The 12,693-nt window shown below is 70.2% G+C and carries 11 protein-coding genes; 7 read left to right on the plus strand and 4 right to left on the minus strand.

Annotation, left to right across the window (positions count from 1 at the left end; all coding sequences use genetic code 11):
- Positions 1-6 precede the first annotated feature (6 nt).
- Positions 7-561 (plus strand): bacterial proteasome activator family protein, encoded by a 555-nt coding sequence (locus FHX45_RS14805; RefSeq protein ID WP_167101474.1) that lies wholly within the window; start codon positions 7-9, stop codon positions 559-561.
- Between the two features lie 26 nt (positions 562-587).
- Here the strand turns inward: FHX45_RS14805 and FHX45_RS14810 are convergent, their stop codons facing one another.
- Positions 588-2,213, minus strand: a complete 1,626-nt coding sequence (locus FHX45_RS14810; RefSeq protein ID WP_167101476.1) for a hypothetical protein — start codon at positions 2,211-2,213, stop codon at positions 588-590.
- Between the two features lie 384 nt (positions 2,214-2,597).
- Here FHX45_RS14810 and wzm point away from each other — a divergent pair, with 384 nt between their 5' ends.
- The 4 genes from wzm (at position 2,598) to FHX45_RS14830 (ending at position 5,604) form a co-directional block, all read left to right on the plus strand.
- Positions 2,598-3,560, plus strand: coding sequence for a galactan export ABC transporter permease subunit Wzm/RfbD (wzm, locus tag FHX45_RS14815; protein ID WP_341771464.1), 963 nt, complete (start codon positions 2,598-2,600; stop codon positions 3,558-3,560).
- Positions 3,561-3,569: 9 nt separating this feature from the next.
- Positions 3,570-4,379, plus strand: coding sequence for a galactan export ABC transporter ATP-binding subunit Wzt/RfbE (gene wzt / locus FHX45_RS14820; protein ID WP_167101482.1), 810 nt, complete (start codon positions 3,570-3,572; stop codon positions 4,377-4,379).
- Position 4,380: 1 nt separating this feature from the next.
- On the plus strand, positions 4,381-5,292 hold the full coding sequence (gene glfT1 / locus FHX45_RS14825; RefSeq protein ID WP_279588871.1) for a galactofuranosyltransferase GlfT1: 912 nt from the start codon (positions 4,381-4,383) through the stop codon (positions 5,290-5,292).
- A gap of 69 nt (positions 5,293-5,361) precedes the next feature.
- Positions 5,362-5,604 carry a hypothetical protein gene (locus tag FHX45_RS14830; RefSeq protein WP_167101484.1) on the plus strand — a complete coding sequence of 81 codons (243 nt, stop codon included), beginning with the start codon at positions 5,362-5,364 and terminating at the stop codon, positions 5,602-5,604.
- Positions 5,605-5,679: 75 nt separating this feature from the next.
- On the opposite strand, the gene FHX45_RS14835 is transcribed toward FHX45_RS14830, so the two are convergent.
- Together FHX45_RS14835 and FHX45_RS14840 are read right to left on the minus strand one after the other, a co-directional pair.
- Entirely contained in the window at positions 5,680-7,620 is a 1,941-nt protein-coding gene (locus tag FHX45_RS14835) for a glycosyltransferase (protein WP_167101486.1), read from the minus strand.
- A gap of 67 nt (positions 7,621-7,687) precedes the next feature.
- Complete coding sequence (locus tag FHX45_RS14840; RefSeq protein ID WP_167101489.1) at positions 7,688-8,140, minus strand: GtrA family protein; 453 nt, start codon at positions 8,138-8,140, stop codon at positions 7,688-7,690.
- A 106-nt stretch (positions 8,141-8,246) separates the two neighbouring features.
- Between FHX45_RS14840 and dprE1 the strand changes: the two genes are divergently transcribed.
- Both dprE1 and dprE2 read left to right on the plus strand, forming a co-directional pair.
- Positions 8,247-9,638 (plus strand): decaprenylphosphoryl-beta-D-ribose oxidase, encoded by a 1,392-nt coding sequence (gene dprE1 / locus FHX45_RS14845; protein WP_167101492.1) that lies wholly within the window; start codon positions 8,247-8,249, stop codon positions 9,636-9,638.
- Positions 9,635-10,393 carry a decaprenylphospho-beta-D-erythro-pentofuranosid-2-ulose 2-reductase gene (gene dprE2 / locus FHX45_RS14850; RefSeq protein ID WP_167101495.1) on the plus strand — a complete coding sequence of 253 codons (759 nt, stop codon included), beginning with the start codon at positions 9,635-9,637 and terminating at the stop codon, positions 10,391-10,393. The genes dprE1 and dprE2 overlap by 4 nt, the downstream gene beginning before the upstream one ends.
- Positions 10,394-10,550: 157 nt before the next feature.
- Here dprE2 and FHX45_RS14855 read toward each other — a convergent pair whose 3' ends face one another.
- A complete protein-coding gene (locus FHX45_RS14855) occupies positions 10,551-12,674 on the minus strand; it encodes a hypothetical protein (protein ID WP_167101498.1) in 2,124 nt (707 codons plus the stop codon).
- Between the last annotated feature and the right edge of the window lie 19 nt (positions 12,675-12,693).

Consider the following 12,693-nt stretch of genomic DNA (forward strand, 5'->3'; position numbering starts at 1 on the left):
GGAGCAATGACGGAACCGAAGTTCTCCGAGTCGAACTCCCCCGACGAGCAGCCCCACCGCGTGGTCGTGGTGGGTCCGGACGGGTCTCCGGTGGGCACGGCCCGGATCCCCAACGGGGAGGACGAGCACCAGGAGTCGGTCGGTGACCTCGTCGAAGAGCCGGCGAAGGTCATGCGGATCGGCACGATGATCAAGCAGCTCCTGGAGGAGGTGCGGGCCGCCCCGCTGGACGACGCGAGCCGCGACCGGCTGCGGGAGATCCACCAGACGTCGGTCAAGGAGCTGGAGCAGGCGCTCGCGCCGGAGCTGCAGAGCGAGCTGGAACGGCTGGTCAAGCCGTTCACCGACGGCACCACCCCGTCGGACGCCGAGCTGCGGATCGCGCAGGCCCAGCTGGTCGGCTGGCTGGAGGGACTGTTCCACGGCATCCAGACGGCGCTGTTCGCGCAGCAGATGGCGGCGCGGGTGCAGCTGGAGCAAATGCGCCGCGGGCTGCCCCCCGGGCGCGGCGGGCAGGAAGGTCAGCCGCCGGGCATCAGCGGGACGGGCCAGTACCTGTAGTCGCGGTCCCGGTCACGTAGTCGCGGTCACGGCTGCCGGCGTGGGCACACGGTCACGTCGTCGGTGCGCAGGGCGCGGGAGCAGTCGAACCGGTCGCGCACGGCGGCGGCCATCTCCGGCGGCAGCGCGGCCGGGGTGATCCACACCGGCTCCAGCACGACGTAGCGCACCGACTCGTCGGACAGGCACGCCACGTTCTCGGCGTAGCTCGCCGTGCCCCGCAGTCCGGGCGGGTACCCGCCCTGGTGGAGGTACGCCGGTGACGGGTACCGGCACGGCGTCGGGTTGCCCAGGAAGTACGGGATGTCACCGAAGGCCAGGTACACCACGGGTGTGCCGGCGCCGATCCGGTCCCGCACCGCGAGCAGTTCCCCGGTGAACTTGTGCTCGATCTCGACCCGGCCGGCATTGGTGTAGTCGGCGTGCACACCGTCGAACGAGTACGGCGTGGTCGGCAGGATCGGCACCGCCAACGCGAGCACGCCCACCAGCACCGGCACCGACAGCACCGGCCGCCCGCCGCGCCCGGGCTCGACCGCGCACGCCAGCACGGCCAGCACCACCAGCCCGGCCAGCAGCCCGTACGCGAGCGTGCCGTGCCCGGACCGCCAGTCGAACGACGCGCCGAGGCACACCCGGGCGGCGAACGTGACCACCACGGTCGCCCCGACCAGCGTCCACGGCGGGCGGCCGTGCACGAGTGTCCAGCGCGCGATCGCCAGTGCCCACCACCCCGCGGCCAGCGGGACCAGCGCGGCCGCCTGGAACTGGAACCACTGGCCCGGCACGGCCACGCCGGCCAGCACCGCGGCCACCGCGAGCACCGTCCACACCACCCAGGCCGTGCGGGCACGGGACACCCGCATCAGCACCACCAGGCTCGCCGGCAGCAAGGCGAGCATCGGCGTGAGCATGGCCTCGTTCGCCGCGAACTTCACGAGCGCGCCGATGCTGCGCGTGACACCCTCGTCGAGCTGCACCGACTCGCGCAACCAGCGCCATTCCCGCGGTGCCAGCAGGCTCAGTCCGAACAGGACGGCCGTGACCACCACCGCCGTGCCACCGGCGACCACCGCGCGCCGCCGGTCCAGCGCGGCGATCACGCCCAGCGCGATCAGCGCGGTCGGCAGCGTCGTGTACCCGACCAGCACCGCGAGCGCCAGCAGCACCCCGCCGACCGCCGCCGGAGCCGTCAGCGCCGCCCCGATGGCGGCCACCGCGCACACCGCGGCCACCCACTCCGGCTGCAGGAAGTCCCCGTTCGGCGCGAGCGCGAGCGCCAGTCCGACCGCCGCGGCGACGGCCGACGCCTCCCCGGGCCGCAGCCCGCGCCGGAGCCCGGCGCGCAGCCACCACGCCGCTCCCGCCACGACCGCCAGCGTGACCAGCCGGACCAGGCCCTCGCCCACACCGACGGAGCCCACGTCGAACACGCCCAGGCCGTGCACCAGCCACCGGTACGCCGGTGGCCGGTCCACGAACGCGCCGGCCGCGCCGAACCGGCTGACGTCGAGCCCGCCCAGCACGGCCCGCACGTCGTGGCCGAGGCCGATCCACGACGCGGTCAGCGCCACCGGCAGCGCCGCGACCCCGGCCCACACCCAGCCGCGGATGGGCCGGCGCCGCACCTCGTCGCGGACGGTGGTGGTCATGGTGGTCACCTACTGCCCCGCCCGCCGGCGGCCGGGGCTCCTCCAGCCGCGCGCGGGTGCCCGGCGCGGATCCTTTCGGCGAGGCACACGGCAATCACCCTTCGTCATCGAGGCGGACGACTCTAGCGAGGTTCACCGGAGGCGGCGACGCGAAACAACCTGACCAGCACGGACGCGCCCCACCCCGTCGCGACGGCGGTCTCCGCCCGGACGACCGCCGGCACCCGGGTCTTCCGGCCCTCGGCGGGGCAACGCGAGCACGTGACGATTCGATACACAGGTGTCACGGACAGTCGCACACCGTGATTTCACACGATGTCCAGGGAATCCGGGCGTCTCCGCCCTGCCCGGAGCGCGGGTGTCCCGCTCGCTACGCTAGGTCCCGTGCAAGCCACCAGCACGGTCGACCAGACCAGCGACGATCTCGCCCGCGCGGCGGAGCTGCCCCCGTTGTCGGACAGCCGCACCTTCGGGCGCGCCGTGGGCGACATCAGGCAGGGGCTCCGCGAGCGCGAACTGTGGAGCCACCTCGGCTGGCAGGACATCAAGCAGCGGTACCGCCGGTCGGTGATCGGCCCGTTCTGGATCACCATCAGCCAGGGCGTCATCGCGCTCGGACTGGGCCTGCTCTACTCGCAGCTGTTCAAGATGAACATCGGCACGTTCCTGCCCTACATCAGCGCCGGGTTCATCGTCTGGGCGTTCATCCAGGGCTGCCTGGTCGAGGGCATGGAGACGTTCATCTCCAACGAGGGCCTGATCAAGCAGATCAAGGCGCCGCTGACCGTCTACGCACTGCGCACGGTGTGGCGCCAGACGCTGATGTTCGCGCACAACCTGATCGTCATCGCGCTCGTGGCCGCGATCTTCTTCGGCAACCTCTCCCACGGCTACTCGCTGACGACGAAGGACGGGCACTGCACCGCGGACCCGAACCTGATCTGCCACCCGGGCCTGGGCTGGTACACGCTCAGCGCGATCCCGGCGTTCTTCCTGCTGGCCTTCAACGGCCTCTGGGTGACGCTGCTGCTCGGCATCGTGTCGACCCGCTACCGGGACCTGCCGCAGGTGATCAACTCCCTGGTCCAGCTGCTGTTCTACCTGACCCCGATCGTCTGGCCGATCGACCAGCTCAAGAGCGGTGCCCGGGAGGGCGTCAGCTGGGCCGAGCCGATCATCAAGCTCAATCCCATCTACCACTTCGTCCAGATCCTGCGCGCGCCGCTGATCGGGCAGGCCGTCAGCGTCTGGAGCTGGGTCGCCGTCGGTGGCATCACGATCGTGGGCTGGCTGCTCGCGCTCGTCGCCATGCGCAACTACCGGGCCCGCGTCTCCTACTGGGTGTGAGAACAGACCATGGTCAGCATTGATGTGCAGAACGCCTACGTCGACTTCCCGATCTTCGACGCCAAGACGCGTTCGCTGAAGAAGAAGGTCCTCGGCAAGGTCGGCGGCAAGATCGGCACCGACGCGAAGGTGCCGATCATCGAGGCGCTGCAGGACATCACCCTGTCGCTGCGCGAGGGGGACCGCGTCGGGCTGGTCGGCCACAACGGCGCCGGCAAGTCGACGCTGCTGCGGCTGCTGTCCGGCATCTACGAGCCCACCCGCGGCCTGGCCCGCGTCGAGGGCAAGGTCGCGCCGGTGTTCGACCTGGGCATCGGCATGGACCCGGAGATCTCCGGCTACGAGAACATCATGATCCGCGGCCTGTTCCTCGGGATGACCCGCAAGCAGATGGAGAAGCGGGTCGACGACATCGCGGAGTTCACCGAGCTCGGCGACTACCTCGCGATGCCGCTGCGGACGTACTCCACGGGTATGCGGGTGCGGCTCGCGCTGGGTGTGGTGACCACGATCGACCCGGAGATCCTGATCCTCGACGAGGGCATCGGCGCGGTCGACGCGGCGTTCCTCAACAAGGCGCGGGACCGGCTGGTGGATCTGGTGAACCGGTCCGGCATGCTGGTCTTCGCCTCGCACGCCGACGACCTGCTCCTGGAGCTCTGCACGACGGCCATCTGGATGGACGAAGGCCGGATGAAGATGCGGGGCGGCCTGCGCGAGGTACTGACCGCGTACAAGGGTCGTGACCCGTTCGAGAACATCAGCGCGGAAACCGCCCAGCGGCTCGAGACCGCGCCCGCGGTCCAGGGCGGGGAGTGACATGAGCGGTCCGGAGCGGCCTCCGATGCAACCGGGCGGCGTGGCAGCGGTGGTCGTCACGCGGCACCGCCGCGAGCTGCTCGCCGACTCGCTGAAGGTCATCGCCGCGCAGACCCGGCCGGTCGACCACCTGGTGGTCGTCGACAACGGACCGGACCAGTCGGCGCGGGACGTGGTGGAGTCGTTCCCCGGGCCGTACACGTACCTGCCCTCCCACCACAACCTCGGCGGGGCCGGCGGGTTCGCACTGGGGATGCTGCACGCGCTCGCCCTGGGCGCGGACTGGGTGTGGCTGGCCGACGACGACGGCCGCCCGGCCGACGAGACGGTGCTGTCGGTGCTGCTGGAGGAGGCCGAGAAGCGCGGGCTGGCCGAGATCTCACCGATGGTCACCAACATCGACGCACCCGGCAGGCTGGCGTTCCCGCTGCGGCGGGGCCTGACCTGGAAGCGGTCCTCGGCCGAGCTGGGCGTCGACTTCCTGCCGGGTATCGCTTCGCTGTTCAACGGTGCCCTGTTCCGGTCGTCCACTTTGGACGTGGTCGGGGTACCGGACCTGAGGCTGTTCGTGCGTGGTGACGAGGTCGAGGTGCACCGGCGGCTGGTCCGGTCCGGGCTGCCGTTCGGCACGTCGCTGCGCGTGGCGTACCTGCACCCGGACGGCTCGGACGAGTTCAAGCCGATGCTCGGCGGGCGGTTCCACGCGCAGGACCCGGAGAACGAGGTCAAGCGCTACTACACCTACCGCAACCGGGGCTACCTGCTGTCCCAGCCGGGGATGCGCAAGATCGGCGCGCTGGAGGTCCTGCGGTTCGGGTTGTACTTCGTGGGGGTCAAGCGCGACCCGGCGGCGTTCGTGCGGTGGCTGAAGCTGGTGCGGCAGGGACAGCGGGAGCGGTTCTTCCGGTACTGACCACCGGCGTGGCTCCGCTGTGCGCGAACTTTGTTGCCGCGCAAGATCGGTGGCTGGTGTGCTGGGGTCATGGCTGATGAAAAACCCGCGCTCGTGCTGCACCTCGCCACCGGCGGCGAGCCGTTGGTGTTCGCGCTGGCGCCGGACGACGTCGACGAGCTGGACAAGGAACTGCACCTGCTCCTCGAACACGGCACCGTGCAGTTGGTGAAGACCAGGGAAGGCTCCACGGTGAGCATCAACTTCCGGCACGTGGCCGTCGCCTACATCGACGACCTGCAGCGGAAGAACAAGGTCTTCGGGCTGCACTGAGCCGGGTGCCGCCGGGCAGGCCGGTGAGCCGCGCTCCGGAGCGGAGCCGGCGGCCCACCGGCCACCAGGTACGGGTCAGAGCCGGTACAGACGCTTCCAGTTCTCGCGGCTGGTGAGTTGCGGCAGGGCGCGCTGGTACTGCTCCTGCACGGCGCGGCCCTCCTTGCGGAGGCGGTTGAGCGTCTTCACCGCGCGCTTGCCCAGCTCGAGCATGCGGTCCCGGTCGTACTTGCGTACCCGCACGCCCTCCTGGGACGCATCGGTCACCACGGCCGTGTCGAACAGCGCCACGTGCCACCAGTGCGCCTCGTCGGTGGGCACGGCGCCCAGCGCGAACCGGGAGTGGCCGCGCAGCCGGTCGAGGACGCGCTTGACCAGGATCAGCCGCTGCAGCGCGGGCCGCGGGGCGGCGTTGATGATCCCGATGTCGTTGGACGCGATCCCGGGCACCTCGGTCGCGTCGTGGCGCTTCGTCTCGGGGTACTGGGCCCGGATCGCGCGGATCTCCTGCATCGCGGCGACCCCGCCGTCCTCCAGGATCGACGGGCCCTCCAGGAAGTCCTCGACCGCCTTGATCAGCGTGTGCGTCAGCCCGTACTGCATGCCGAGCAGGTACCGCACGACCTGCGCCATCAGCGTCCGGCACAGCACGTTCAGGTTGAAGTCACTGTGCAGCGCGGCGGTGATGATCGAGTTGCGCAGGTTGAAGTAGCGGTGCCACTCGTCCCAGTCCTTCCAGTGGAAGTCGGCGTGCCACACGCCGGCGCCGGGCAACGTCACCGTCGGGAAACCGTGCGCCCGCGCCCGGTAGCTGTACTCCGCGTCGTCCCACTGGAAGAAGAACGGCATCGGGTACCCGATCGCCTTGACCACCTCGTACGGGATCAGGCACGACCACCAGCCGTTGTAGCCCGCATCGAGCCGCCGGTCCTGCCGGTTCGGCTTACCGGTCTCCTCGTCCACCCCGAGCAGGTCGGCCGTCTGCAGGCTGTGCTCCACCGGGACGCCCGGCTCCAGCGTGTTCAGCCGCGCGTACTCGGCGCCGACGTGGATCTGGTGCGGGTGCAGCAGGTTGAGCATCTGGCCGCCGACGATGACCGGGTTCACGGCCAGGTTCGAAAACGCCGTCATGCGGACCACCAGGTCCGGCTCGAGCAGCACGTCGTCGTCCATGAACAACACGTTCGCGTGCTCGGTCTCGGTGTGCCCGGCCACCTCGTAGAGCCCGCGGGTGAAGCCGCCCGCACCGCCGAGGTTCGGCTGGGTGATGTAGTGCAGCTTGTCGCCGAGGTCGGCCGCGACCTGGGCGAAGCCCTCGCGCGAGTCCACCCGGTCGGTGCCCTGGTCGGCCACGTAGATCGCGTCCAGGGTGTCCAGCGACTGGAGGTCACCGGCCAGCGCCTGCAGGTTCTTCAGGCAGTCATCGGCGCGGTTCATCGTGCAGATGGTCACCGCGGTGGGCCGGATCTTCTCCGGCGGCTCGACGGTCCAGCGCACCCGCTCGACGGTCAGCCGCTGCCCGGGCCGGGTCTCCAGGTCCAGCCACAGCGCGCCGCCGTCGTAGAACTTGTCGATCCGGACATCGAACGACACCGGCGTCTGCTCGGCGCCCTCGATCTCCCGGGCCTCGATCGTGCGCGGCTCGCCCTCCACGTCGGACGCGCGGACGGCGAGCTGGCCGCCGCCGCTGACGACCGCCTCGAGACGGACCTGGCGGACCTTCGCCCAGCGCTGCCAGTAACTGGCCGGGAACCGGCCGAAGTAGGTGTTGCCGGACACCCGGGCCGACGGCTCCAGCGTCACGCCGTCGCGGTCGCGGTTGACCACGCCCTCGAGAACCTCGGAGTAGAGGTCCTTGGACACGATGGGCGACGGCCCGGTGTAGAGCCCGCGCTGCGCGGTGAGGCGGCCCTGGGGCGTGTGTTCGGCGAACGTGGTCTGGTCCTCTTTCACCTGGGCGCCGTTGGTCTTCGCCTTCGCGGGCGCAGGCTGTCCCGCGGCAGTCTTGCCGGCCATCAGTTCTCAGTCCTCCAGGGGAATCCGACTCGCGTGCGCCAAGTTACACGGGTCACCTGTGACCTCTTCACGAGCCGGACTCCGGCGAAACATCCGTCACACCGGGTTCACGGAAGACAACCCACTTGAGCATGACGAAGTTGATCGCCGTCGCGGTGCCCTGGGAGATCACCCAGGCGACGGTCGGTTTGAACGCGAACTCGCCGAGCACGTGCAGCATCAGGGCGTTCACCCCGACGGCGACGAAGAACGTGACCCCGTACAGCAGGACGAAGCTGCCGATCTGGCCCTTGCCGTCCTTGCGGGCAGCGGAGAATGTGAACTTGCGGTTAAGGAAAAATGCGGTCGTGGTACCCAGGATGAAACTGATCGCGCGCGCCACCGTGTCCCACGGAGCGTGATCGAGGCCCATCGCCCGTAACCCGCTGTAGGTACCCAGATCGAGCAGCGCGCAAAACCCGCCGATCAGCGCGAATCGCACCAGCTGGCCGAGCAGGCCGGGGCTCGCCTTCTGCGTCATTGCCTGCCCCTGCGGTTCCGTAGACACCACTGCACTACCTCGCCAGCATGCGATTTCCAGGACCGGAAAAGTGTAGAAGCGCCTCGGTCAAAGCCGCCCCCCGGGGATGGTTACCCTGGTCCGGGTGAACACGACACCGCATACCGAGCGGCGGACACTCACCGGGTGGGGTCGCACCGCCCCGACCGTCGCAGACGTGCTGACCACGCCGGACGTGGAGACGATCGCCCGCGCGGTGGCGCAGGCCGGCGAGCGTGGCGTCATCGCCCGCGGGCTCGGCCGGTCCTACGGGGACCCGGCGCAGAACGCCGGTGGACTCGTCATCGACATGACCGCCCTGAACACCATCCACTCGATCGACCCGGACAGCGGCGAGGTCGACCTGGACGGCGGGGTGAGCCTCGACCAGCTGATGAAGGCCGCGCTGCCGTACGGGCTGTGGGTGCCGGTGCTGCCCGGAACGCGCCAGGTGACCATTGGTGGCGCGATCGCCAACGACATCCACGGCAAGAACCACCACAGCGCGGGCAGCTTCGGCAACCACGTGCTGTCGATGGACCTGGTGACCGCGGACGGCAAGATCCGCACGCTCACCCCGGACGGCCCGGAGTCGGAGCTGTTCTGGGCGACGGTCGCCGGCATCGGCCTGACCGGCATCATCGTGCGCGCGAAGATCCGCATGAAGAAGACCGAGAGCGCCTACTTCATCGTGGACGCCGACCGCACCGCGAGCCTGGACGAGACCCTGGAGCTGTTCAGCAACGGGTCCGACCTGAACTACGACTACTCGATGTCGGTGCCCGACCTCATCAACTCCGACAGCCGTCTCGGTCGCGCCACGTTCTCCCGCGGCTCACTGGCCAAACTGGACCAGCTGCCGCCGAAGCTGCAGGCCGACCCGCTCAAGTTCGACGCGCCGCAGCTGATGACCCTGCCCGACGTCTTCCCGAACGGCCTGGGCAACAAGCTGACCTTCGGCATGCTCAACAACGTCTGGCAGCGCACGGTGCCGAAGAAGGGCGCGCGCGGCAAGATCCAGAACCTGACGCAGTTCTACCACCCGCTGGACATGCTGGGCGAGTGGAACCGCGCGTACGGCTCCAAGGGCTTCCTGCAGTACCAGTTCTCCGTGCCGTTCGGCCGGGAGGACGCGCTCAAGGACCTGTGCCGCAAGATCGCGAAGTCGGGCCACTACTCGTTCCTGAACGTGTTCAAGCGGATGGGCGAGGGCAACCGCGCTCCGCTGTCCTGGCCGTCGCCGGGCTGGATGCTGTCCGTGGACTTCCCCATCAAGGGCGGCCTCGGCCGGTTCTGCACCGAACTCGACGAGGACGTCCTGGCGGCCGGTGGGCGGCTCTACACCGCGAAGGACTCGCGCACCACGCCGGAGACGTTCGCGAAGATGTACCCGCGGCTGGAGGAGTGGCGCAAGATCCGCCAGTCGGTCGACCCCGAGGGCGTGTTCGCGTCCGACATGAGCCGGAGGCTTGAACTGTGATCGACGCTGTTGGCAACCCCCAGTCCCTGCTGCTGCTCGGCGGCACGTCGGACATCGCGCTGGCGATCGCGCGGAAGTACCTGGCCGACGCCCCGCAGCTGCGCGTCGTCCTGGCGGCGCGGGCGTCCGAACGGCGCAAGTCGGCCGCCGAGTCCCTGCGCGCGGCCGGCGCCGAGGTGTCCGAAGTGGACTTCGACGCGACGGACACCGCCGCCCACCCGGCGGTGCTCGACCAGGCGTTCGCGCACGGGGACATCGACGTGGCCGTGGTCGCGTTCGGCCTGCTCGGCGACCCGGAAGAGGCGTGGCAGAACCACGCGGCCGCGGTCGAGCTGGCGACGGTGAACTACACGGCCGCGGTGTCGGTCGGTGTGGCGCTCGCGGACAAGCTCAGGAAGCAGGGCCACGGCTCGGTGATCGCGCTGTCCTCCGTGGCCGGTGAGCGCGTGCGGCGGTCGAACTTCGTGTACGGCTCGACGAAGGCCGGGTTCGACGGCTTCTACCTTGGCCTGGGCGAGGCGCTGGCGCCGTCCGGCGTCACCGTGACGGTGGTGCGGCCGGGCCAGGTCAAGACCAAGATGACCGAGGGCCTGGGCAAGGCGCCGCTCGAGCAGACGGCCGAGCAGGTGGCCGAGATCGCGGTCGACGCGGCACGCAAGGGCAAGGACCTGGTGTGGGCGCCGGCCCAGTTCCGCGCGGTGATGTCGATCCTGCGGCACGTGCCGCGGCCGATCTTCCGCAAGCTGCCGCTCTGACGCGGTTCAGCATCTGACGACAGCCCCGGGCACGCCGTGCCCGGGGCTGTCGCACGCGTGCTTCGTGCCCGGGGAGCTCCCCGGGCACGAACCGTCGCCACCGCCCGTCCCGCGACAGCCAACCCACCACCCCGGCGGGCCGTCGGGAAGGGGAGCCCTACTGGCTCAGCCAGTAACCATAGGAGGTGTAGTCCGGGTACGGGTTCAGCAGCGGGCGCGGCTGCTGGATCTCGATCCGCACCGATGGGCTCGTGACCAGCTCCGCCGGAACGGTGAAGCTGTACGTCGACCACGTCGTCTTCTGCTCGGGGCGCGTCCACATGCCCGCGTCGACCCCGTTGACCACCACACGCACCTCGGGCACCGTGCCGTGCATCGCCGTGCGGGAGGTGATCGTCAGCGGGCGGCCGGGCACCAGGTCGTGCGCCGTGAACGTCTCACCGCCCACGATCGGGCGGGCGCTGTCGATGACGTCGCCGACGCGGGCCAGCGTCGTCCACGGCTGGGTGCCCACCTGCGCGAGCACCGGCGCGTACCCGTGCTCGCCCTCGCTGCGCAGGTCGCCCACGTTCACGTAGTCCCGCAGCTCGCCCGGTACCTCCTGCCGGTCACCACTGCCCGCCAGCGACCAGTCGGCCCGGTACACGCCCAGCTGCCGGAACGGGACGATCAGCCGCCCACCGAGGTCCGGCTGCGCCTGCACGTCGAAGCTCATCTCCCCCGGCATCTTCAGCACGCCGACGTCCTTCAGCGGCTGCATCGACGGACCCGGCCACGGGTCGTACACCGCGAAGTACGCCGGCCGCTGCGCCGGTGGCAGGTGCTTCAACGCCTCGTACAGCGAGCCCGTGCCGTTGTTCGCCGGGGCGGCGAACCCGTTGGTGCCCAGGCCGATCAGGTCCAGCACCGGATGGCCGCCGAAGTAGGCGACCGCGCCGACGTCCTTGACCGCCACGATCGCGCCGGGCGGCAGGTTGCCACGCACCCACTGCCCCACGGACACGTCGGTGTCGCGGATCGCCGCCGTCGCGCGTCCGAACCGCACCGACCAGCTCGGCAACGTCACCAGCGACAGCACCAGCAACACCACGAGCGCGGCGTGCAGCCCGATGCGCCGGACGCGCTCCTGGGTGGCGAGCCGGGTCAGCCCGTGCACACCGATCACCGCGAACAGGATGAGCAGCGGCATGAACGGCTGCACGTACCGCAGCTCGTGCGCCAGCGCGCTGTTCAAAGTGGACACCGACAGCAGGACCAGCAGCAGGCCGCCCGTCACCGCGTACAGCATCGGCCGCCAGGTCGGCCGCGTCAGGAACACATAGGCCATCCCGGCCGCGGACACCAGCAACGCACCGGGGAAGGCGAAGTCCTGCCCATCGAAGCCGAGGAAGATGCCGAGGAACGCGCGCATGTTCGCCACCGTGCGGTCGGCGAACTCGCTGGCCCAGAACACCGGCCGGTCATGCAGGAACGACTTCGACTGGATGCCGTTCGCGGACGCGGTGCCGGTCGCGATCTTGTAGAACAGCAGCTGCGCGGCGCCGACCGCGAGCGGCAGCAGAACCCACAAGCCGCGCCGCACGGCCCGGCCGGGCGCGACGGCCTTCCGGTACCTGAAGATCGTCCACAGTGCCGCCAGCCCGAGCGCGGCCGCGAGGATCAGGCCCTCGGTGCGCACGAGCGCGAGCAGCGCGCCCAGCACGGGCGTCCACCGGAACCGCACCCACGGCTGCTCTGTCACGAACGCCAGCAGCGTCGCGACCACCAGCAGCATCACCAGGCCGACCTCCATGCCGCTGGCCGAGCCCCAGGCCAGCGGGCCGCTCAGCGCGACCAGGACCCCGGACCACACGCCGACCGCGCGGGACACCAGCCGCGTGCCCAGCACGGTGACCAGCCCGGCCGCCAGCGCGAAGCACAAGACCCCGAAGCCGACCGCGAACGCCAGCAAGAGCGTGCCGTGGAGCCCGGCCGCGTAGGCGGCACCGAGCACCAGCACGTACAGCACGCTGCTCGCCCCGGCGCTGATGTCGTCGCCGGTGTTGAACTGGAAGAAGTGCCCCATCCCGATCTGCTGGCCGTACTGCAGGTGGATGTAGGCGTCGTCCAGCGGCGCGATCAGCTTGCCCTGGTTCCACACCATGCCGCTGACGACGAACAAGGCACCGACCAGCGCGGCGAGCGCAACGGTCAGCCAGAAGGCGGGGTCGGCGCCCAGCACGCGCCGAGTGCGGCGCGAAGTGCGGTCGACCTCGTCCGGAAGTTCGAGAACCTGTGTCACGTCACGCACACGCCTGGGC

The sequence above is a fragment of the Amycolatopsis granulosa genome (assembly GCF_011758745.1).
Taxonomy (GTDB): domain Bacteria; phylum Actinomycetota; class Actinomycetes; order Mycobacteriales; family Pseudonocardiaceae; genus Amycolatopsis_E; species Amycolatopsis_E granulosa.